Annotated in this window: 14 protein-coding genes; 6 read left to right on the top strand and 8 right to left on the bottom strand. The window is 61.1% G+C overall.

The annotated features are described in order from the left end of the window. Nucleotides 1-120 precede the first annotated feature (120 nt). Nucleotides 121-1479, bottom strand: coding sequence for a TolC family outer membrane protein (locus AB4N47_RS15975; RefSeq protein WP_039761048.1), 1359 nt, complete (start codon nt 1477-1479; stop codon nt 121-123). A 532-nt stretch (nt 1480-2011) separates the two neighbouring features. Between AB4N47_RS15975 and AB4N47_RS15970 the strand changes: the two genes are divergently transcribed. Beyond that, nucleotides 2012-9859 carry a retention module-containing protein gene (locus AB4N47_RS15970; protein ID WP_460154275.1) on the top strand — a complete coding sequence of 2616 codons (7848 nt, stop codon included), beginning with the start codon at nt 2012-2014 and terminating at the stop codon, nt 9857-9859. A gap of 297 nt (nt 9860-10156) precedes the next feature. Here AB4N47_RS15970 and AB4N47_RS15965 read toward each other — a convergent pair whose 3' ends face one another. Next, nucleotides 10157-10552, bottom strand: a complete 396-nt coding sequence (locus AB4N47_RS15965) for a YbaN family protein (protein ID WP_024012057.1) — start codon at nt 10550-10552, stop codon at nt 10157-10159. 10 nt (nt 10553-10562) lie between these two features. Further along, nucleotides 10563-11150, bottom strand: a complete 588-nt coding sequence (locus tag AB4N47_RS15960) for a UPF0149 family protein (protein ID WP_016771143.1) — start codon at nt 11148-11150, stop codon at nt 10563-10565. A gap of 412 nt (nt 11151-11562) precedes the next feature. Between AB4N47_RS15960 and recQ the strand changes: the two genes are divergently transcribed. From recQ to AB4N47_RS15945, 3 genes are all read left to right on the top strand, one after another. Continuing rightward, on the top strand, nt 11563-13692 hold the full coding sequence (gene recQ, locus AB4N47_RS15955) for a DNA helicase RecQ (RefSeq protein WP_024012058.1): 2130 nt from the start codon (nt 11563-11565) through the stop codon (nt 13690-13692). A gap of 132 nt (nt 13693-13824) precedes the next feature. Further along, nucleotides 13825-14259, top strand: a complete 435-nt coding sequence (locus AB4N47_RS15950; protein ID WP_016771142.1) for a MarR family transcriptional regulator — start codon at nt 13825-13827, stop codon at nt 14257-14259. A gap of 127 nt (nt 14260-14386) precedes the next feature. Further along, nucleotides 14387-16195: a FimV/HubP family polar landmark protein gene (locus tag AB4N47_RS15945; RefSeq protein ID WP_460154274.1), complete on the top strand. Its 1809-nt coding sequence runs from the start codon at nt 14387-14389 to the stop codon at nt 16193-16195. Between the two features lie 104 nt (nt 16196-16299). Here AB4N47_RS15945 and AB4N47_RS15940 read toward each other — a convergent pair whose 3' ends face one another. Beyond that, a complete protein-coding gene (locus AB4N47_RS15940) occupies nt 16300-18489 on the bottom strand; it encodes a patatin-like phospholipase family protein (protein WP_460154273.1) in 2190 nt (729 codons plus the stop codon). Between the two features lie 71 nt (nt 18490-18560). Between AB4N47_RS15940 and AB4N47_RS15935 the strand changes: the two genes are divergently transcribed. After that, nucleotides 18561-18848 (top strand): Rdx family protein, encoded by a 288-nt coding sequence (locus AB4N47_RS15935; protein ID WP_016771139.1) that lies wholly within the window; start codon nt 18561-18563, stop codon nt 18846-18848. Here the strand turns inward: AB4N47_RS15935 and AB4N47_RS15930 are convergent. Together AB4N47_RS15930 and AB4N47_RS15925 are read right to left on the bottom strand one after the other, a co-directional pair. Further along, on the bottom strand, nt 18842-19735 hold the full coding sequence (locus AB4N47_RS15930; RefSeq protein ID WP_125917812.1) for a DMT family transporter: 894 nt from the start codon (nt 19733-19735) through the stop codon (nt 18842-18844). The two genes, AB4N47_RS15935 and AB4N47_RS15930, sit on opposite strands and share 7 nt — an antisense overlap. A 72-nt stretch (nt 19736-19807) precedes the next feature. Next, entirely contained in the window at nt 19808-20572 is a 765-nt protein-coding gene (locus AB4N47_RS15925) for an AraC family transcriptional regulator (RefSeq protein ID WP_460154272.1), read from the bottom strand. A gap of 135 nt (nt 20573-20707) precedes the next feature. Between AB4N47_RS15925 and AB4N47_RS15920 the strand changes: the two genes are divergently transcribed. Continuing rightward, entirely contained in the window at nt 20708-21523 is an 816-nt protein-coding gene (locus AB4N47_RS15920; protein WP_125917813.1) for a UDP-2,3-diacylglucosamine diphosphatase, read from the top strand. 115 nt (nt 21524-21638) lie between these two features. Here the strand turns inward: AB4N47_RS15920 and AB4N47_RS15915 are convergent, their stop codons facing one another. Next, nucleotides 21639-22229 (bottom strand): HD domain-containing protein, encoded by a 591-nt coding sequence (locus AB4N47_RS15915; protein ID WP_341638759.1) that lies wholly within the window; start codon nt 22227-22229, stop codon nt 21639-21641. 14 nt (nt 22230-22243) lie between these two features. After that, complete coding sequence (locus tag AB4N47_RS15910) at nt 22244-22555, bottom strand: Mpo1-like protein (protein ID WP_016771135.1); 312 nt, start codon at nt 22553-22555, stop codon at nt 22244-22246. Nucleotides 22556-22692 lie beyond the last annotated feature (137 nt).

The following is a 22692-nucleotide window of genomic DNA, read 5'->3' as shown; positions in this document are numbered from 1 at the left end:
GTGCGAGGTGAACACAATCCCTGTAGGAGCTGCCGAAGGCTGCGATCCTGATCGTTCCCACGCGGAGCGTGAGAACGATCAGGATTAAAAGATCGCAGCCTTCGGCAGGTCCTGCAGGATCTATTTCAACTCGGGCAGGCGCGCCTGGTTTTTCACTTCGGTCGTGGCAATCGCATCAGCCGGCAGCACCACGCGTTGCTTGCTCAGCAACTGGCCCATGTTCGCCAGCACGCGGTACATCGAGTATTCCTCGGTGTAGCGGATTTCGGTGTAGCGACGGTTGGCGTTGTACAGCTCGTTTTCGCTGTCGAGCAGGTCGAGCAGGGTGCGTTGGCCGAGGCCGAACTGATCCTGATAAGCGGCGCGCACGCGTTTGGTGGTTTCTGCGTATTCGCGGGCGGTCGGTGTCTGCTTCTTGGCGTTTTCCATGGCGTTCCAGGCCAGGCGAATGTTCTCGTTGAGCTGACGCAGAGCGTTGTTGCGGATGTCCATGGCCTGGTTGATGTCGTGGGCATTCGCCGCCAGGCGTGCCTTGTCGCTGCCGCCACGGAACAGGTTGTAGTTCATCACCACACCGACACGCCATTCGTTGTCGTGACCTTCGTCGCCCTGCACGTTGTTGTTCGCACCCACTGCCGCTTCCGCGTCGAAGCGCGGGTAGAACGGCGACTTGGCCACTTCGTACTGGCTCTCGGCGGACTGCACGTCAGCCTGGGCCGATTTCAGGTACGGGTTGTTGTCGACCATGCTCTGCTGCGCTTCACGCAGGTCCGGCGGCAGCTCACCACGAGTCGAGGCCGGGGTTTCCAGCTCATCGGGCATGCGTCCGACCACGCTGTAGAAATTCGATTCGGCGTCGGCCAGATCGACTTCGGCGGTGTCGAGGTTGTTCTGCGCCAGTGCACGACGAGCAACCGATTGATCGGAGTCGGCGGTACTGCCGATGCCGCGCTCGGTGCGCAGGCCGATCTGATCGTTGACGCGCAAGTGCGCCTGCAAATTGTTCTTGGCCAGCGTCACCAGTTCACGCCGCTTGAGCACTTCGAGGTAGACCTCAATGGTGCGCAGGGCCAGATCCTGTGCGGTGCCTTGCGCGTAGTAGGCGCGCGAATTGGACACGCCCTTGGTGCGCTCGACCTCGTTGGCGGTGTTGAAGCCGTCGAAGATCATCTGCCGCAAGCGCAGCTCGGACTGGGTGTAATTGAGAATTTCGGTGTTGTGATTACCGAAGGCACGGGTGTTGGTGTTGTCGCTGTAGCCGCGCCCGTAGGCAGCGTTCAGATCGACCGACGGATAAAACCCGCCCTTGGCCACTTTCACCTGCTCATCCGCAGACAGGCGGGCGTCCACGCGCGAAGCCAGCTCCGGGTGGGTGGCGATGGTGCTTTGAATCGCCTCGGTGAGGTTCATCGCCTGGGCTTGGGAAGTGCAAGCCATGGCCAGCAAAACCGCGCTGCAGAGGGGGGTTAAAACGCGCATGGGTGCATCTCCCTGGATCTCAATGTTGTGTTACCGTCGCCAAATATTTGACGTAAATTTAGGGTGTAAGCGTTTCACTCTTGTAACAACAGAGCTAAGAACATCCTAGAGCGTAGCTAAGAAAAAATTTTCATAAGGTTTATTCCAAAAAAAACTTATGCGGTTTTTCAAAAGCAGCACATTGTTCAGCTCGAAAGCCTTTGTTTTATGCGCTTTAGGGAGCTCGAAAAGGCTTGAGGAAAGTTCCATTCACTTTGCGAGACACTGCGAAGTACTGCTGAAGGGGAGGGACGCGTAACGGCGAATGAGCGACAGATTTTTGTCACTCGGGTGATTCACCACCGTTACGTAGCGCTAGTGGGTCGATGGATTGAACAGGGTTGGCAAGTGCTTGATAGCGCTGACAATTCACCTCAAACCGGGCCTGCGAAACGAACTGTCGAGGGTGCGAGCGTCGCCCCCGGCAACCCGATTGAGCCATGGGCTGCTTCGCGAACCAGTGCCGACGGTGGTCGGCAGCGGAGGATTTCACATGGCAACGCTCATCGGTACGGTCACAAAAGTCATTGGTCAGGTGTTCGCTCAGGCGAGCGACGGCATCAAGCGTCCGTTGTTCGAAGGCGATCGTTTGTACGCTGGCGATCAACTGATCACCGGCGCGGAAGGCGCGGTGGCAGTGAAACTGCAAAACGGCGAGGAGTTGACCCTCGGCCGCGGCAGCAGCATCACCATGACCGGGCAATTGCTGGCCGACCAGGCTGTCCCGGTGAACGTCGACGAAGCGCAGACCCCGAGCCAGGCGCAACTGACCGATGTCGAGCAAATCCAGCAAGCCATCGCCGCCGGTGAAGACCCAAGCAAAACTGCCGAAGCCACTGCCGCCGGCCCCAACGCGCCCACCGGCAATACCGGTGAACTGGGCGGCGGGCACAGCTTCGTTCTGCTCACCGAAGTCGGCGGCCGAGTCGATCCGATCATCGGTTTCCCCACCGCTGGCTTCAATGGCATTCCCGAATTTCCCGAGTATCGTCGCGACGCGGACATCGACAATGGCGACGACACGCCAGCGCCGGTCGTGGTGCCAGCGCCACCAGTGAACAACCCGGTCATCCTCAACGGCCTCAATGGGGCGGATGGCGAACTCAACCTCAATGAAGCCAATCTGCCTGACGGTACAGCGGCCAATCCAGGCGCGCTGACGCAAAGTGGCAGCTTCACGGTCTCGGCAGCGGATGGTTTGAACAGCCTGAGCATCGGCGGCATCAACGTGATTGTTGGCGGCGTGCCGATCGGCTTTCCCCAGTCGATCACCACGCAACTGGGCAACACCCTGACCATCACCGGTTACAACGCGGCCACTGGCACGGTCAGCTACAGCTACACCCTCAACGGCAACGAAACCCACGCGGCCGGCGACGGCGTGAACAATCTCAGCGAACAATTCACCGTGATCGCCACCGACAGCAATGGCGACAGCGCCACTGGCACGCTGGACGTGAATATCACCGACGACGTGCCTAAAGCGTTTGACGACGCCAACGGTATAGCCTCGGAAACCTTGCTGACGCTGACTGGCAACGTCCTCACCAACGACATACAAGGTGCCGACCGCGTACCAACAGGTCCAGTCACGCCGGGTACTTTCACCGGTACTTACGGCACTTTGGTTCTAAACGCCGACGGCACCTACACCTATACCCTGAATACCAGCGATGCCGACTTCAAAGCCTTGACCGGCGGCGGTAACGGCACCGAAACCTTCGCCTACACGATCACCGATGCCGACGGCGATAGCAGCAGCGCCAATCTGGTTCTGCAGATCCACAACAACGACGATCCAGTCACCATCGATGGCCTGAACGTCGCCGGTGGCGAGCTGACGATCTACGAAAAAAACCTCAGCGACGGCAGCGCCCCTGACGCTGGCGCACTGACGCAAAACGGCACGTTCACCATCACCGCACTGGACGGCGTCACCACGCTGACTGTTGGTGGAATTGCCGTGGTGACCAATGGCGTTGCCGCAGGCTTCCCGCAATCGATCACCACGCCACTGGGCAGCACGCTGACGATTACTGGTTTCAACGCTGCAACCGGCGTGGTCAGTTACAGCTACACCCTGGCTGATAACGAAGCGCATCCGAACGCCAATGGCGCGAACAATCTGCCTGAGCAGTTCGCGGTCACGGTCGTTGATGACAACGGCACTACCGCCACCGGGACCCTCGACGTCAACATCGTCGACGATGTGCCAAAGGCCAACGATGACAGCAACGGCACTGCCTCGGAAAGCCAACTGACCCTGACCGGCAACGTCCTGACAAACGACGTGCAAGGTGCCGACCGCGTACCCACCGGTCCAGTCACGCCGGGCACTTTCACTGGTACTTTCGGGACGTTGGTTCTGAACGCCGACGGCACTTACACCTACACGCTCAATACCAGCGATGCCGATTTCAAAGCCTTGACCGGCGGTGGAAACGGCACAGAGACCTTCGCCTACACCATCACTGATTCCGACGGCGATTCCAGCACTGCCAATCTGGTTCTGCAGATCCACAACAACGACGATCCAGTAATCATCGACGGCCTGAACGTCGCCGGTGGCGAGCTCACGGTTTACGAAAAAAACCTCAGCGACGGCAGCGCCCCGGACACTGGCGCACTGACGCAAAACGGCACGTTCACCATCACCGCACTGGACGGCGTCACCACGCTGACTGTTGGTGGAATTGCCGTGGTGACCAATGGCGTTGCCGCAGGCTTCCCGCAATCGATCACCACGCCACTGGGCAGCACGCTGACGATTACCGGTTTCAACGCTGCAACCGGCGTGGTCAGTTACAGCTATTCCCTGGCCGACAACGAAGCGCATCCGAACGCCAACGGCGCGAACAATCTGCCTGAGCAGTTCGCGGTCACGGTTGTTGATGACAACGGCACCACCGCCACCGGTACCCTCGACGTGAACATCGTCGATGACCTGCCGAAAGCCAACGACGACAGCAACGCTACCGCCTCGGAAAGCCAACTGACCCTGACCGGCAACGTCCTGGCCAACGACGTGCAAGGCGCCGACCGCGTACCGACCGGCCCAGTCACGCCGGGCACTTTCACCGGCACGTTCGGCACTTTGGTTCTGAACGCCGACGGCACTTACACCTACACGCTGAATACCAGCGATGCCGATTTCAAAGCCTTGACCGGCGGCGGTAACGGCACCGAAACCTTCGCCTACACCATCACCGATGCCGACGGCGATACCAGCACTGCCAATCTCGTATTGAACATCCACAACAACGACGATCCGGTGCTGCTCAATGGCCTCGACGTCAACGGCGGCGAACTTACCGTCTACGAAAAAAACCTCAGCGACGGCACCAGCCCCAACACCCCGGCGCTGACCCAGAACGGCACTTTCACCGTCAGCGCTCTCGATGGTCTGCAGACCCTCACAGTCGGCGGCATCGCGGTGATCACCAATGGCGTGGCCGCAGGCTTCCCGCAATCAATCGTCACCCCGCTGGGCAGCACCTTGACCATCAGCGGTTATGACCCGACGACCGGCGTGGTCAGCTACAGCTACACCCTGGCCGACAACGAAGCCCATCCAACCGCCAACGGCGCCAACAGCCTCACCGAGAACTTCGACGTGGTGGCGACGGACACCGATGGCAGCACCGCCAGCGGCCAGATCAACGTCAACATCGTCGACGATTTGCCGACCGCGCATGCGGACGCGGCTTCGGTGGCGGAGGGCGGTACTGTCAGCGGTAACGTACTCAACAACGATATCGGTGGCGCTGACGGCCCGGCGGTCACCGGTGCAGTGGTTGGCGTGCGCGCCGGTGCTGACACCTCGACTTCGGCCATCGGCGGGCTCAATTCGCAGATCAACGGCACCTACGGCTACCTCACGCTTGATGCCAACGGCAACGCCGTTTATCACAGCAATCCGAACACGGTGAACGGCCCGGGCGCGGTGGATGTGTTCACCTACACCGTGCGCGATGCCGACGGTGACGAAAGCACCACGACGATCACCATCGACGTCTACAACAGCTGCCTGAAAGCGGTCAGCGACACCGATGTCACCGTCTACGAAAAAGCCCTCGACCTGATCCAGGACGGCCAGGATCTGGAAGCGGGCAGTGTGGTTGGCAGCGATCCGAACAGCACTGGCGAAACCGCTTCCGGCACCCTGGTCGGCTCGGTCACCGGTGCGGTCGGCGCGATCAGTTATGCACTGGTCGGCAGCGCCACCGGCAATTACGGGCAGATCGTCCTCAACGCCAATGGCACTTACACCTACACCCTGACTTCGCCGGCTACCACTACGCCGCACGCTGAAGACGGCGCCAACAGCCTGAGCGAGACCTTCACCTATCAGGCGACCGACTCTCTCGGCAACGTCGTCACCAGCACAATCGTCGTGAGCATCGTCGATGACGTGCCGAAAGCGCTGAATGACAGCAACGCGACCAACGCGACCGAAGACCAGTTGACCCTGACCGGCAACGTCCTCGATAACGATGTGCAGGGCGCCGACCGCGTCGCCAGCGGCCCGGTAACCGCCGGTACTTTCACTGGCACTTACGGCACGCTGGTGCTCAACGCCAACGGCACTTACACCTACACGCTGGACGCCAATGACGCCGACTTCAAAAACCTCCACGGCGGCGGCAACGGCACGGAAACCTTCGCCTACACCATCACCGACGCGGACGGCGACACCAGCACCGCCAACCTGGTGCTGAACATCCATAACAACGACGATCCGGTGTGCCTCGACGGCCTCGATGTGAAGGGCGGCGAAATCACCGTCTACGAGAAAAACCTCAGCGACGGCAGCAGCCCCAACACTTCGGCGCTGACCCAGAGCGGCAGCTTCACCGTGACTGCGCTTGATGGCCTGCAAACCCTCACGGTCGGCGGCATTGCGGTGATCAGCAATGGCGTCGCCGCCGGTTTGCCGCAATCGGTGGTCTCGCCACTGGGCAGCACCTTCACCATCACCGGTTACGATCCGGCCTCCGGCGTGGTCAGTTACAGCTACACCCTGGTCGACAACGAAGCCCATCCGAACGCCAACGGTGCCAACAGCCTCAGCGAGAGCTTCGACGTGGTCGCCACTGATACCGATGGCAGTACCGCCAGCGGTCAGATCAACGTCAACATCGTCGACGATCTGCCGACTGCCAACGCCGATACCGGCTCGGTAGCGGAGGGCGGCACGGTCAATGTCAGTGTGCTCGGCAATGACCTCAGCGGCGCCGATGGGGCCGCAACGGTGGTCGGCGTGCGCGCCGGCAGCAACACCGCGACGTCGGCCAGCGGCGGGCTCAACAGCAACATCAACGGCAACTACGGCTACCTGACCCTCGACGCGGCGGGCAACGCGGTTTACCACAGCAACCCGAACTCGGTGAGCCCGCCGGGCGCGACCGACACGTTCACCTACACCATCCGTGACAGCGATGGCGATGAAAGCACCACGACGCTGACCATCAACGTCGCCGACAGCAAGCTGGTCGCCTCGGTGGATCAGGATGTCACGGTCTATGAAAAAGCCCTCGACCTGAGCAAGGATGGCCAGGATCTCGCCCCCGGCACAGTCACCGGCAGCGAACCGGGCAACACCGGCGAAACCGCCAGCGGCACGCTGGTCGGTTCGGTCAGTGGCGGCAGCGGCGCGATCACGTACACCCTGGTCGGCAACGCCACCGGCAGCTACGGGCAACTGCAGCTCAACGCTGACGGCACCTACACCTACACGCTGACCTCGGCACCAAAAACCGCGCCGAACGCCAACGACGGGCCGAACACCCTTAGCGAAACGTTCACCTACAAAGCCACCGATGCGCTGGGCAACAGCACCACCAGCACGCTTGTGGTGAACATCGTCGACGATGTGCCGAAAGCCGTTGCCTCGGATCGCTCGGTTACCGCAGTGGAGATTGATTCGAACATCCTCATCGTCCTCGACATTTCCGGCAGCATGGCCGATCCCTCTGGCGTGCCGGGCCTGTCGCGGCTGGCACTGGCCAAGCAGGCCATTGGCGCCTTGCTCGACAAGTACGATGATCTGGGCGATGTGAAAGTGCAGTTGGTGACGTTCAGCAGCAATGCCGCCGACCGCACCACGGTGTGGGTCGATGTCGCTACTGCCAAGACATTGCTCGCCGGCCTCAACGCCGGCGGCGGCACCAACTACGATGCTGCCGTATCGGTAATGCAGACCGCGTTCAACACCTCCGGCAAACTCACCGGGGCGCAGAACGTCGGCTACTTCTTCTCCGACGGCAAGCCCAACGAGGGCGACATCGGCACGGCTGACGAGGCCGCGCTGAAAAACTTCCTCGACGCCAACAACATCAAGAACTATGCAATCGGTCTGGGCAGTGGCGTGAGCAACGCCAACCTCGATCCGCTGGCCTACGACGGCATCAACCACACCAATACCAATGCGGTGGTGGTCACCGATCTCAATCAGCTCAACTCGGTATTGTCCGGCACCGTGCAGGGCGCGCCGGTTACCGGTTCGCTGCTGGGCGAGGGCGGTTCGTTCGGCGCCGATGGCGGCTTCATCAAGTCCATCGTGGTCGACGGCACCACCTACACCTACGATCCGAAAGCCCTCAGCGGCCAGGGTTCGTTGACCGCGAGCGGCGGCGCCAATCACGGCACCTTCAACACGGCGAACAACAGTGTCAGCATCGCCACCAACAATAGCGGCACGCTGGTGGTCAATCTTGATACCGGCGAATACAGCTACACCTCGCAGAAAACCACCGCCGTGGTGATCACCGAAAACATCGGCTTCACCGTCAGCGACAACGACGGCGATCTGGCCAGCTCCACCCTGACGGTAAAAGTGATTCCCAACGCGCCACCGGTGGCGATGGACGATCACGTCGTCACCAACGTGCTGTCGGGCAACATCGTGGTGCCGGGTGAACTGCTGCTGGCCAATGACAGCGATCCGAACGGCGACACCCTCAACGCCACGCCAACCAGCTTCAACACCGGTTGGGTTTCCAAAGCGGCGGACTTCACCGGTACCGGCCTGATCGGTTTCACTGGGCAGAACAATAATGCGGCCAACCAGAACCTGGCCAACGTGCGCAGCGCCTTCAGCGCCAATGCCGCGACCATGACCGCCGCGCTGGTGGTCAGCGGTTATCTGGGCATGGTGAGCAACAGCAATGCCAACGATGAAGACCGCATCACCGTCAATCTGCGTCAGGGCGAAACCCTCAATCTGGATCACAATCTGGGTGCCGGTAAGATCAGCATGGAATATTCGCTCAATGGCGGTGCCTGGATGGCGCTGGCGGACGGCCAGACCCTCAGCGCCTCGGCGGACGGCGTCTACCAGATCCACATCACCAACATTGGTAATGGTGGCGGCAACCCGAACGCGGCGGAAAACTACCAACTGACCATGACCCTCAACTATGCGGGGGCCCACGACATCACGCCGGACTACCACGGCACCTACACCGCCAACGATAACCACGGCGGCAGCGACACGGCCAACGTCAGCATCAGCTATCAGGACGGCCACACCCTGACCGGCACTGCTGGCGACGATGTGTTGGTAGCGGGCAGCGGCAACAATGTGATCAACGCCGGCGAAGGCAACGACGTGCTCAGCGCAGGCTCCGGCAACAACGAAATGTACGGCGACGGCGGCAACGACTTGCTCTACAGCGGTGCCGGCAATGACCTGCTCGACGGCGGCACTGGCAGCGACACCGCCAGCTACGCCCACGCGACAGCCGCCGTCACCGTCAATCTCGGCCTGCTCGGTGCGCAGAACACCCTCGGCGCCGGTACTGACACCTTGACCGATATCGAAAACCTGATCGGCTCGAACTTCAACGACAGCCTCACCGGCGACGGCAACAACAACGTGATCAACGGCGGCCTCGGCAACGACTTCCTCAATGGCGGCGCTGGCGATGACTTGCTGATCGGTGGCATGGGCAACAATACCCTGACGGGCGGAGCAGGGGCCGACACCTTCCAGTGGCTCAAGGGCAACAGCGGCCACGACCTGATCACCGACTTCACCCCCGGCACCGACAAACTCGACCTGTCGCAACTGCTGCAAGGCGAAAACGCCAGCACCGCGTCGCTGGACGACTATCTGCACTTCACCGTCAGCGGCAGCGGCGCCTCGGTGATGACCAGCATCGACGTCAGCGCCATGGCCGGCGGCACGCCGAACCAGACCATCGACCTGGCCGGCGTCAACCTCGCCAGCCACTACGGCGTGACACCCGGGGCGGGCGGCATGGTGGCTGGGGGGCATGACACGGCGACGATCATCAGCGGCATGCTTAATGATCATTCGTTGAAGGTGGATACGGTCTGACCTGAGGTCTGAAACGACAAAACCCGCCGCCCCGGTTGTTTCGGGGGCGGCGGGTTTTTGTGTCTGTACAGATGTGTTGGCTGTGAGTCCGCCTTCGCGGGCAAGCCCGCTCCCACAGGGTTCTTCAGTGGATGCAGAATATGTGTCCGACCAGGATCAATTGTGGGAGCGAGCTTGCTCGCGAAGAGGCCGGGTTGATCACCAAGTAACTCAGCAGACCAACATCACCCCGGCAACTCCAGATTATCCAGCGCCCGACTCACTGCCAGTTCGCCAAGCATGATCAACTGGGAGGTATCAAGTTTTACGCAACGTCTTCTGCCGCAAAATATAAACCGTCACCAGCACCGCACTGGTCAACATGAACCCCCGCGCCCAAACCAGCGGCACCAGATAGCACGAGAACAGAATGCTCACCCACATCAGCCCGATCGCGTAGACCTTGCCTTTGAGCGGAATGCCGTTGCCTTCGAGGTAGTCGCGGATCCATGGCCCCAGCCGTGGATGTTCGACCAGCCAACGATAGAAGCGCGGAGAGCTGCGTGCGAAGCAGGCCGCGGCGAGCAAAAGGAAAGGGGTGGTGGGCAGGACCGGCAGGAAAATGCCGATCACCCCCAATGCGACGCTCAGCCAGCCGATGGCCAGCAGGACGTAGCGCAACATCAGGGGGCGGTTGCCTATGGGGTTGTCCATAGGCCGGATCTTAGTGGTGGCGTGGCTTGAGGATCGCCGGTTTTTCGTCGGGGGCCTGGCACAGCAGATACAGCGCGGTCAGGGCTTCCGGGATCTGAACGATCATGTCGTCCATCAGGTTGGCGTCCTTGGCGATGTCTTCGAACTCAGGCTGCTCGTCGAACAGGCCGGAACCGACCATGATCGGCAGGAGCATTTCGCTGACTTCTTCTTCGGCGGTTTCGAACCAGGCCGCTTCGCGCAGGAACACGCCTTCCATGAAACCGATGCACCAGCCACGCAGTTCGGAGTCGTCCGGCTCTTCGCCCAGATCCAGTTCGCACGGCAATTCGAATTCTTCATCCGAGGCCAGTTGGCGAGCGATGTGCGCCTTGAGGCCGATCAGCGTGGCTTCGATTTCGGCACGCTGGGCTTCGTCGGTGTAATGCGGCTCTTCGGCGAACAGCGCGTCGATCCACTCGCGCTCCGGAACGTCTTCGGAGCAGATCGACAGCGCGGTCAGGTAACCGTGGGCGGCGACGTAATCCAGCGCCTCGTCGTGCAGCTCGTCGGCGTCGAGGAAGACTTGCAGGCGGGTCAGTTGCTCAGCGAAGGACATTACGGGGCTACCTTGGGGAATAAACAATGCGGGAATTCTAGGCCTTCTTGCGCGCTCTAGCCAGCCGCTTGGCAGATTTGCCCGCACGGACGCACGCAAATGCCGGGTCGGACGCAAAACCTGTGGGAGCGGGCTTGCCCGCGATGGCGGTGTGTCAGTCGATGAAGAAGTTGTCAGTGCCGGCCTCTTCGCGGGCAAGCCCGCTCCCACAGGGTTCGGTGTGATGTCAATTGCAGAGTGAGTCTTCTCAGCGGCACCCTGTGCGGCGAAGGCCTCGGGTATACTGCCGCGTTTTGCGATCCCTGCCGGCGCTGCGCTGGTCATGCAATGTGTTCTTACGTTTTGTTTAAGCAGCCGAGGCTGCTCTGAACCAGCCTGAGCAGGGATGTATCGGTAGATTTTTGGAGTTTTTATGCTCGAACAGGCTCAACGCGTCCTCAAGGACATCTTCGGCTACGACAGTTTCCGTGGCCGTCAGGGTGCGATCATTGAGCGCGTGGCCAGCGGCGGTGATGCGCTGGTGCTGATGCCTACTGGTGGCGGCAAGTCGTTGTGCTTCCAGGTGCCAGCGCTGTTGCGTGAAGGTCTGGCGGTAGTGGTATCACCGCTGATCGCACTGATGGACGATCAGGTCGCCACCCTTGAAGAACTGGGCGTCGCCGCCGCTGCGCTGAACTCCACGCTGAGTGCCGAGCAGCAGCGCGATCTCGCTCTGCGGATCAAACGCGGCGAAGTGAAAATGCTCTATTTGGCGCCCGAGCGCTTGGTGCAGCCGCGCATGCTGGCGTTCCTGCAAAGCCTGGAAATCGCCTTGTTCGCCATCGACGAAGCGCATTGCGTATCGCAATGGGGCCACGATTTCCGCCGCGAATACCTGCAACTGGGTCAATTGGCAGAGCTGTTCCCCAACGTTCCGCGCATTGCCCTCACCGCGACCGCCGACAAGCGCACCCGCGAAGAAATTGTCGATCGCCTGCACCTGCAGAACGCCGAGCGCTTCCTGTCGAGTTTCGACCGCCCGAACATCTTCTATCGCATCGTGCCCAAGGAACAGCCGCGCAAACAGTTGCTGGCGTTCCTCGCCGAGCGGCGCAGCGATGCCGGCATCGTTTATTGCCTGTCGCGCAAGAAGGTTGAAGAAGTTGCGGCGTTCCTCAGCGAACAGGGTTTTCCGGCGCTGCCGTATCACGCCGGTCTGCCCAACGATCTGCGCGCCTATCACCAGAAGCGCTTCCTCAATGAGGAAGGCCTGATCATGGTTGCGACCGTGGCGTTCGGCATGGGCATCGACAAGCCCAACGTACGCTTTGTCGCGCACCTTGATCTGCCTAAATCCCTCGAAGCGTATTACCAGGAAACCGGGCGCGGCGGCCGTGACGGGCTGCCGGCGGATGCCTGGATGGCTTACGGTCTGCAAGATGTGGTGATGCTCAAGCAGATGCTGCAGAACTCCGAAGGCGACGAGCGGCACAAGCGTCTGGAGCAGCACAAGCTCGACGCCATGCTCTCGCTGTGCGAAGAAACCCGCTGCCGCCGGCAGGCGTTACTGGCCTATTTCGACGAAGACATGCCCGAACCGTGCGGGCATTGCGACAACTGTGTCGACGGCGTGCAGACCTGGGACGCCACCGAGCCTGCACGTCAGGCATTGTCGGCGATTTTCCGCACCGGCCAGCGTTATGGCGTCGGTCATCTGGTCGACGTGTTGCTGGGCAAGGACAACGAAAAGGTGCGCAGCTTCGGCCATCAGCATTTGTCGGTGTTCGGCGTTGGCAAGGCGTTGAGCGAGAGCGAGTGGCGCTCGCTGTTTCGCCAGTTGGTGGCGCGTGGGTTGGCCGATGTCGATCACGAGGGTTATGGCGGTCTGCGCTTGAATGACAGTTGCCGGCCGCTGCTCAAAGGCGAAGTGAAGCTGGAACTGCGCCGCGACCTGAAACCGCAAGTCACTGCCAAAACGGGCAGCAAGAGCCAGGCCAGCCAACTGGTGCGCGGCGAGGAACGCGAACAGTGGGAAGCCTTGCGCGCACTACGGCGCAAACTCGCCGAAGAACACGGCGTGCCGCCATATGTCATCTTCCCCGACTCGACGCTATTGGAAATGCTCCGCAGCCAGCCGACGTCTCTGGCGGAAATGGCCCGGGTCAGCGGCGTCGGCGCGCGCAAGCTGGAACGCTATGGCGAAGCCTTCCTCGAAGTGCTCGGCGGCGAGGCGGAGGCGCCGAAGGTGGTCGCCGATGTCCGTCACGAGCTGATCACCCTGGCCCGCGCCGGCATGACCCCGCTGCAGATCGCCGGGCAGTTGCAATGCTCGGAGAAGAACGTCTACGCCATGCTCGCCGAAGCCATCGGCAAGCAACAATTGTCGCTGGAGCAGGCGCTGGATTTGCCTGAGGAATTGATGGGCGAAGTGCAGGACGCGTTTCTCGACGGGGAGGGCGAGTTGCCGTCCGTCGCTGAAGTGGCTGAGCTGTTTGCCGGGCGTGTGCCGGAAGGCGTGCTGTATTGCGTGCGGGCGGCTTTGCAGTCTGAATTCGAGATGTGAAACGACGTATGCGCCAAGCCCCGTGCAGTTGTAACGATTCAGTACAGAGCGACTCTTGCCTATAACTGCCGCCCATGCTTAGCTGACTAATAATTAGATTTTCCGTATTTTCAGTCTAACCGTGAGTGTTTTATGCCGTTAACCGATCAACATCGCTTTGGTATGCAACTGGCCCAGATGTCCCGTGGCTGGCGTGCCGAACTGGATCGTCGTCTCGCCGGGCTGGGCCTGTCGCAGGCGCGCTGGCTGGTGCTGCTGCATCTGGCGCGTTTTGAAGAGGCACCGACCCAACGCGAACTGGCGCAGAGTGTCGGCGTCGAAGGCCCGACCCTGGCGCGCTTGCTTGATAGTCTGGAAAACCAGGGACTGGTGCAACGCCAGTCAGTGATGGAAGACCGTCGGGCGAAAAAAATCGTGCTCTGCGCACCTGCCTTGCCTCTGATCGAACAAATCGAAACCATTGCCACGCAACTGCGCCACGAATTGTTCGAGGGCGTCGATGAGGCGGATTTGAAGGTGTGCATGCGCGTACACGGGCACATTCTGGCCAACCTGGAAAAATCTTGAGGCACATCCCGGTGGCGATTTTTTGAGAGATCGCGCTGAGCCGACTATAAGAACTACTGGGCAATATCGTGTTCGTACCGGATGTGCGAACGCATAGAAACCGGTTTTGCTTATTTAAGGGATGCTCATGCTCGCAAGTCGGCACGTGCTGCGCGGGGGCGCCAAATGGCTGCTGCTCGCTGGCGTATTCAGCTATTCGACCTGGTCGATGGCGTTGGGGTTGGGCGAAATCACTGTTTACTCAGCCCTCAATCAGCCGTTCAAGGCCGACATCGCGCTGGTCGATGTCGGCACGTTGACGCAAAACGATCTCTCGGCCAGCCTGGCTTCGGCGGATGAATTCGGTCGGGCCGGCGTCGAGCGGGTGTTCTTTCTCAATGACCTCAAATTCACTCCGATCCTGCGCGGCAGCCGCCAGATGATCCGGGTGACGTCCGGCAAACCGGTCAACGAACCTTTCCTGAATTTCCTCGTGCAGCTCGATCAGCCCAACGGCCGTCTGCTGCGCGAGTACACGGTGCTGATCGACCCGCCGGGTTCGCCGGGCATTGTGCCCGCCACCGACGAGCCGGATCCGCGCCCGCAATCCTCCGAATTTCCAACCGTCGAACCGGTTACCGCACCGCCCCAGGCTGCCCAGGGCAAACGCACTGCGGCGCCTGTGCCGCCAACGCCGGCGGCACCTGCCAACGACGCGCAGGCCGAGCAACTGGCCGCCAGCGTGCTGCTCACCCAGCAACTGCAAAAGACCCTCGACGAACAGAACCTCAGATTGCAAGAGCAGCAAGTGCAAATAGCCGACGGCAAGAAGCAGATCGAGGAGTTGCAAACCCGTCTGGCCGAAGTGCAGAAAGCGCCGCCACCACCTGTGGTCGCGCCGGCTCCGGCCGCTGTTTCAGTCCCGGTCGAGGCGGCAGACGATGGCGTGAACTGGCCGCTGCTCGGCGGACTGATATTGCTGCTGGGCGTGCTGGCAGCGTTGCTCATACGCCGCCGTCAGCAGCGTTCCACAGCAGATGGCACGCCGACGCCGCTGTTGCCTGTGAGCGCCGAAGAAGATGTCGACGAGCCCGAGCTTGAACAATCTGTCGGTGCGCACGCGGGCGCCGATCACCGCGACGAACCCGGTGCTGGCGATGTGCTGGAGGCGGTGGGCATCTATCTGGCCTACGGCCGACTCAGCGAAGCGGCCGGGCTACTGCGGGATGCCTTGCACAAGGAACCTGAACGCACCGATCTCGGTCTGCAGTTGCTGGAGGTTCTTGGGCGCCAGGGTGACAGCGCCGCTTACGAACAGCAGGAAAACCGCCTGCGTGCGCTTGGCGTCGATGAGCGCGAACTGATTGAAACCCGCACTCGCCATCCCAAACTGGCAGGCGCCGCACCGGCGGCATTTGCGGCAACGCCAATCGTGCCCGAATTGCCCGTGGCCTTGGCAGCGACCGCAGCCGCGCCGCTTGCAGCGTCGCCCGGCGCTCTCGAGGATGATTTCGAATTGAATCTGGGCGAGCTGTCGATGGATTCAAATTGGGATCTGAACGATAGCCGCACTGATGCCGCGTCACCGCCGGTCGATGATCCGGCACTGGGCACCAGCCTGTCAGTGCTCCCCGTCGATTTTGAACTGCCACAGGCTGCATCTGCCGAAGAAGCCGAACTTGAATGGATCCCCGAACCCGACGCTCAGCCGCTCGACGATGACTTCCTAAATGAGTTCGGCGATCCCGAGTCGTCACTGGTGCTGGAACCTTTGGATCTGCAACCACCCGAGTTCACCGACACCGACACCGAGGCCGCCGGCAAGCTCGAACAGGCACAAACCTGCATCGACGACGGCGACATCGACAGTGCGATCGCCTTGCTCAATGAATTGCTCAGGGAAGGGGATGAGCCGTTGAAGCAAACCGCGAGGACGTTGTTGGCGGGGATTCGCTGAGCGCCAATGGATTTCGGGTTCATCCGAGACCGCTTTCGCGAGCAGGCTCGCTCCCACAATGGAATGTGCTTTCCCTGTGGGGAGCGAGCCTGCTCGCGAAGGCGTCAGAACGTCTGCCCCAGATTCAGATAAACCGCCTGCTCATCCGCATCATTCAACCCATACGTGAAGTTCAACGGCCCCAGCGGCGTGTCGAAGCCGATAAACACACTCGCGGCATTGATGTAGCCGCTGTCGAATTCATTGTCGTTGTTCCACGCCCGACCGCGTTCCAGCGAGGCCCCGGCGTACAGCGGGAAGTCCAGCGGCAGGTACGAGCGCGGCGTCAGGCGGCGGTAGTACACCGCGCGCATCAGGCTGACGTTCTGCCCGGACAGCGCATCCTCACGGAACCCCGACAACTGCCGCGCGCCGCCGAGCAGGAAGCTTGAGGTCACCACATTGGCATCGTCCAGCGTGCGACCGTAGCGCCCGCCGAGAATCAGCGTATCCGGCCCGTGGCTCATGGCCTTGTCGAAATTCAACTCCCACTGGCGATAGCGCGTGTCCGAACTCAGCCCGGGTTCGAACTGGGTGAAGGTCAGGCTGACGTCCTTGCCCGCGTGCGGAAAGTACACGTTGTCCAGCGAGTCGTAGGAATACTTCACGGTATAGAAGCCTTCGTTGAAACTCTCGCTCGGCAGATCCTGATCACCGATGCGCACATCAGCTTTGCCCCAGGCCTGGCCGACGCCGAGTCGCACTTCACCGTTGTTGCCGATCTGCCGGCCGAGGTTGAGACCGAGGCCGTAGCGCTCGACGCGATACTGGGCGATCGGATCGTTATCCAGCACCGAGTCAACGTTCTGCGCCTCGAACGACCCGTAGGGCGCGACGAAGTAACGTGAGCCGACATCCAGCGGTTGATAGAACTCGCTGTACAGCTCTTGCTTGTCGCCGATCTGCGCGCGGGTCAGCCATTCCGCGCCGAGGCGGTTGATGCCGTTGACGCGATAGCTCGCACCAAGGTTGAAAGCACTGTCGCCGCGCATGTCGTCCGACAGATTGAGGCCGACCCGCAGATAATCGGTGCCGCTGCGTTTGCCGCTGGCGCTGATGACCAGGGTGTGATCCTGGCCTTTGTGCACGACGCGGTAACGCACTTGATCGAAGTAATCGAGGCCGTACAGCGTGCCCATGTCCGAATGCAGGCGGCCCAGGTCCAGCGGCGCGCCGATCGGTTGGCGGATGTAATAGCGAATCACGTCATCGTCGACTTTCGAATCATTCTCGACGCGAATGGCCGTGATGATCGGCGTGCGCTGACCAGGCTGGCGGGCGGCGTTCAATTCCGCGTCCTGGGTTTGAGTCGGCTTCAGCTGCGCCAGCCGCGCATCGAGGATTCGCGTGGCGCGGTAACCGGCGTCGATCATCTCCTGAGCCTTGCCGAAATCGGTCACGCCGAACGCGGCCAGCGCAGGCTGGATCAATACGTCATTGGCATGCAGAGTCGCCAGTTGTTCTTCGGAGTTGCGCCGGGTCATCAGGGTGATCGACTGATTGAGCACATCCACCACCGTGGTCAGTTGCTTGCGATTGCGCAGCGGTGTGCCGATATCGACGACGATGGCAATGTCGACGCCCATTTCCCGCGCGACATCCAGCGGGATGTTGTCGGTCATGCCGCCGTCCACCAACAACCGGCCATCAAGCTCGACCGGGGCGAACACTGCGGGGATGGACATGCTCGCGCGGATCACTTGCGGCAGGTGGCCTTTGCGAAACACCACTTTCTCGCCATTGGCGATGTCGGTGGTCACGGCGCGAAACGGGATCGGCAGTTTGTCGAAGTCGCGGGTGTCGCTGGTGTGCGCCAACAGGCTTTCCAGCAACAGTGCGAGGTTCTGGCCCTGAATTACCCCCAATGGCAGGCCGAGGCTGCCGTCGTCGCGAAAGCTCAGTTTCTGCTTCACCAGAAAGTCGCGGTCGTCCTGCTTGCGTCGAAATGGCACGTCCTCACGCGGCGGCGCGTCGGACAGCGCCGCTTGCCAGTCGATGCTCAGGGCGAGTTTTTCCAGTTCATCGATCTTGTAGCCCGAGGCGTACAGCCCACCGACCACCGCGCCCATGCTGGTGCCGGCAATCGCATCGATCCTGATGCCTTGTTCCTCCAGCGCCTTGAGCACGCCGATGTGCGCCAGCCCGCGCGCAGCACCGCCGGACAGCACCAGGCCGACTTTCGGTCGTGGCGCCTCACTGGCGAGAACCAGCAGGGGAAGGAAACCAAGCAGCAGGCAGAGCAGCAAACGGCGCATTGTGAGTCTCGGGGCAAACGGTAAAGCCGGCTATTATAGCGGCGCCCTCTGTCTCAGGAGTTTCAGCGATCATGACCGTCGCCAAAGCCGAAGTTGTCATCACTTATTGCACCCAATGCCAGTGGCTGCTGCGCGCGGCGTGGCTGGCCCAGGAGCTGCTCAGCACCTTCGCTGACGACCTGGGCAAAGTGTCATTGGTGCCGGGCACCGGCGGGGTGTTTCACATCACTTGTGCGGGTGTGCAGATCTGGGAGCGCAAGGCCGACGGTGGTTTTCCCGAGGCCAAGGTATTGAAACAGCGAGTGCGCGATCAGATCGATCCTGACCGCGACCTCGGCCACAACGACCGCACTCAGTGAGAGGCGGCTTCGGCGGCGACGGTTTTCTTGTCGGCCGAGCCTGACATCCGCGCCGACACCACAATCGCGACGATGATCAGCGCGCCACCGATGAGCATGCGCAGGGTCGGGGTTTCACTGAACAGCAGCCAGGCGATGGTGATGCCGTAGACCGGTTCCATGGCGAACACCACTGCCGCCGTGCGTGCCTTGATCACCGCCAGACTGGCGACGAACAGGCTGTGCGCCACGCCCGTGCAGAACACTCCGAGCAGGGCGATCCACAACCAGTCCAGCGCTCGGACCTGACTCAACTGCGGCGCCGCGACCGGCAACAGACACAACGCCACGACGACGTTCTGGCACAACGCCGCCTGCACCGCCGGGATGCGCCCGGAACTGGCGCGGTTGGTCAGCGACAGCAGGGAAAACAGCAGGCCGGACAGTACGGCCCAAAGCAAGCCGACGGTGGCGCCGCTGCCCAGATCAAATGCCGGCGTCACCAGCACCAGACCGATGCTGACCAATACCACCAGGACGATTTCATTGGGGCGGATGCGTTCGCGGAAAATCAGTCCTTCGAGAATCACCGTGAACGCCGGGAAACTGGCAAAGCCCAAGGTGGCGATGGCCACCCCGGCGACCTTCACCGATACGAAAAAACTCACCCAGTGCCCAGCCAGCAACACGCCGCTGAGGGCGAGGCGCCGCCAGTCCACGGCCTGAAGTGTCTGCCAACCATGCTGGCTGAAGAAACGGGCGAAAAATGCCAGGGCGAGCACGGCAAAAGCCGCACGTCCAAAGACGATCACAGCAGGGGATGCGGCAGCGAGTTTGCCGAACACACCGGTCAGGCCGAACATCAAAGCGCCAATATGCAGAGCGCCGAGGGCGGTACGCGGAGTCATTGCATTCCTTTTTTCAGGTTCAACTTCATGGGGCCATTGAACCGCGTCTCGGCCTGCAAGTCTGTCGGCAGGCTATCGTCTTTTGTCGCAGGAATCGCGCCGAAGATGTCCGGGCGACGAGCCGAATTCACGTAGGACTGCGGCCGAGAACGCACTTTGCGAGCTGTAACCGACGCGACTGGCTACTTCACCAATCGGCAATGCAGTGTCGCGCAGCAGTTGCACCGCGAGATGCAGGCGTCGACTGCGGATGTAATCCATCGGCGTCTGTCCGCATTCGGCCATGAACCGTGCGTGCAGGCGCGCGCTGGACAACCCGGCCACGCGCGCCAGGTCAGCGACTTGCAGCGGATAGCCGGCGTATTGCTCGATGTGCGCATCCAGCGCGGCGTAGGGCAGGCGACGCGCGCGGAGTTCGGGAGGTTGCGCGTGATTGAGACTGGCCAGCAGCAACACTGCGCCTTGCTGCGCGATCAACGGATCGCTGACCGGACTGTTCGCCAGCCAGTTGACCAATTGGCTCTGCCCCGAGTCCAGCGACAGCCGCCCCGGATGATCGAGCAAGCGGCGACTGGCCTCGGCATGCGCGCCCAGCGAGTCCTGCACCCATTGCCCTTCAGGGATGTCGAGCACCAGGCAGCTGCTGCCTTGGGGACTGTCGCAGGCATGATGAGCGCCGGACGGAACCACCACAACACTCTGCTGACGCACTTGGCTGCCACAGCCCTCGACCTCGAAATCCAGCGCACCGGACAGCCCGAACACCAACTGCGCGTGCTCGTGGCTGTGCACAATCAGGTCGTGGGTGTACTGGCGCAGGGTGAGGATCGGTCGCATGGCAGGTTGTCTCCGAAGTGGCCGTCAGTCTACACCGCCGTACGCCGGATGCGTTGTCACACGACTGACTCAAGTCTGTCACGGTCGATTAACCCGGCGCGCGCAAGCTGGCGAAAACATCGCAGAGGGTTGCCCATGACCAGCGCCGAGCTCGCCCGACCCAGCCGCAAACAACGGGTGCGAACCCTGTGGATCTCCGATGTGCACCTGGGCACGCGGGATTGCCAGGCCGAGCACTTGTCGCAATTTCTCAAGGGCTACCATGCCGACAAGGTTTATCTGGTCGGTGACATCATTGATGGCTGGAAACTGCGCAGCGGCATGTACTGGCCGCAAGCCCACACCAACGTCATCCGCCGCCTGCTGACCATGAGCAAGCGCGGCACTGAGGTGATCTACGTCACCGGCAACCATGACGAATTCCTGCGGCGCTATTCGAAGCTGATTCTGGGCAATATCCAGTTGGTCGATGAGGCGGTGCACGTTACGGCGGACGGCCGGCATTTGCTGGTGATCCACGGCGATCAGTTCGATGTGATCACCCGTTATCACCGCTGGCTGGCGTTTCTCGGCGACTCGGCTTATGAATTCACCCTGACCCTCAACCGCTGGCTCAATCACTGGCGTGCCCGCTATGGCTACGGCTACTGGTCGCTGTCGGCCTACCTGAAACACAAGGTCAAGACCGCCGTCAGTTTCATCAGCGACTTTGAAGAAGCCATCGCCCACGAGTGTGTGAAGCGCGAACTGCATGGCGTGGTTTGCGGGCATATTCACCATGCCGAGATTCGCAAGGTCGGCGGGGTGGACTACCTCAATTGCGGCGACTGGGTCGAATCGTGCACGGCGCTGATCGAGCATTGGGACGGCACGATCGAGTTGTATCGATTGGCGGATGCCCAGGCGCGGGAGGCGGAATTGAAAGCTGCCAAAGTTGCCGAGCTCGCTTAGTTCTCGGATGTTTGAAAGGTCCTCATCGCTGGCAAGCCAGCTTCCACAGGTTTTGTTAACGGCACAGAACCCTGTGGGGGCTGGCTTGCCAGCGATGAGGGCAGAACAAACAACATCAAGCGGGGCTGTGTTCTTGCATCGCAGCCTTGTAAATCGAGTACTTCGGCTGCGCAAACAGCCTTTCCATCATCGGCTCGAAGAAACTCAGCGGCAGCGTGTCGTACGCCGGATCAAACGCCGCCGCGTCGTACTTGGCGCAAAATTCGGCAGTGGCCTGGAACTGCGGATGGTCCTTGAATTGCTCGCGCAAATGCCGATCCATGCCCAGGTGATGAAAGAAGTAATAGCCCTGAAAGATCCCGTGCTTCTCCACCATCCACAGATTTTCCGCACTCACGAACGGCTTGAGAATCGCTGCGGCGATGTCCGGATGGTTGTAGGAGCCGAGGGTGTCGCCAATGTCGTGCAACAGCGCGCAGACCACGTATTCCTCGTCACGCCCGTCGCGAAAGGCGCGGGTCGCGGTTTGCAACGAGTGGGTCAGGCGATCCACGGGGAAACCGCCGAAGTCGCCCTCAAGCAGCTTCAAATGCGCGAGGATCCGCGATGGCAGCTGTCTGGCATAGGCACTGAAATCAGCGGCGATGATCGCCCAGTCTTCCTCGGTGCCGTCCTTCATATGGGTGAAGCGAGCATGGGCATTCATTGGCAGACCCTCATTCAGAACGCCACGCGACCGAGAATCATGTCGCGGTACATGACGAAATCGCCGAGCAGGCTGTACAGCGGATGCTGAAACGTCGCCGGGCGGTTTTTCTCGAAAAAGAAATGGCCGATCCAGGCAAAGCTGTAACCGGCCAGAGGCAGCGCGAGTAACAGCAGCCAGGCGCCTTTGGCGATGCTCAGAGCGAGAATGAAGATGACCAGAGAAGTGCCGATGAAATGCAAACGACGGCAGGTGCTGTTGCTGTGTTCGGCGAGGTAATACGGATAGAACTCGGCGAAGCTGTTGAACTGCTTGATGTTTTCCACGACCGCGCTCTCTGTGGTGATTGTTCTGGCGACAAGTTGTTCGGCGGGGAGCTTATTTGAGTCTAGAGTGATCATTGGCGTGGGCCAGTGACAATCGGCGCCACTTTAGTATCCTTCGCAAATAGGGCGGTTATCTG

The sequence above is a fragment of the Pseudomonas sp. S3_G06 genome, assembly GCF_054667565.1.
Note: the sequence above shows the minus strand (reverse complement) of the source record. Positions and strands in the feature narration are given on the sequence as shown.

What these genes read in the sequence shown, in the direction of transcription:
- AB4N47_RS15960 (WP_016771143.1), bottom strand. Translation starts at nt 11,150, where the DNA reads ATGTCCTTCGCTGAGCAACTGACCCGCCTGCAAGTCTTCCTCGACGCC.
- AB4N47_RS15975 (WP_039761048.1), bottom strand. Translation starts at nt 1,479, where the DNA reads ATGCGCGTTTTAACCCCCCTCTGCAGCGCGGTTTTGCTGGCCATGGCT.
- AB4N47_RS15950 (WP_016771142.1), top strand. Translation starts at nt 13,825, where the DNA reads ATGCCGTTAACCGATCAACATCGCTTTGGTATGCAACTGGCCCAGATG.
- AB4N47_RS15920 (WP_125917813.1), top strand. Translation starts at nt 20,708, where the DNA reads ATGACCAGCGCCGAGCTCGCCCGACCCAGCCGCAAACAACGGGTGCGA.
- AB4N47_RS15915 (WP_341638759.1), bottom strand. Translation starts at nt 22,229, where the DNA reads ATGAATGCCCATGCTCGCTTCACCCATATGAAGGACGGCACCGAGGAA.
- recQ (WP_024012058.1), top strand. Translation starts at nt 11,563, where the DNA reads ATGCTCGAACAGGCTCAACGCGTCCTCAAGGACATCTTCGGCTACGAC.
- AB4N47_RS15965 (WP_024012057.1), bottom strand. Translation starts at nt 10,552, where the DNA reads ATGGACAACCCCATAGGCAACCGCCCCCTGATGTTGCGCTACGTCCTG.
- AB4N47_RS15930 (WP_125917812.1), bottom strand. Translation starts at nt 19,735, where the DNA reads ATGACTCCGCGTACCGCCCTCGGCGCTCTGCATATTGGCGCTTTGATG.
- AB4N47_RS15945 (WP_460154274.1), top strand. Translation starts at nt 14,387, where the DNA reads ATGCTCGCAAGTCGGCACGTGCTGCGCGGGGGCGCCAAATGGCTGCTG.
- AB4N47_RS15925 (WP_460154272.1), bottom strand. Translation starts at nt 20,572, where the DNA reads ATGCGACCGATCCTCACCCTGCGCCAGTACACCCACGACCTGATTGTG.
- AB4N47_RS15970 (WP_460154275.1), top strand. Translation starts at nt 2,012, where the DNA reads ATGGCAACGCTCATCGGTACGGTCACAAAAGTCATTGGTCAGGTGTTC.
- AB4N47_RS15935 (WP_016771139.1), top strand. Translation starts at nt 18,561, where the DNA reads ATGACCGTCGCCAAAGCCGAAGTTGTCATCACTTATTGCACCCAATGC.
- AB4N47_RS15940 (WP_460154273.1), bottom strand. Translation starts at nt 18,489, where the DNA reads ATGCGCCGTTTGCTGCTCTGCCTGCTGCTTGGTTTCCTTCCCCTGCTG.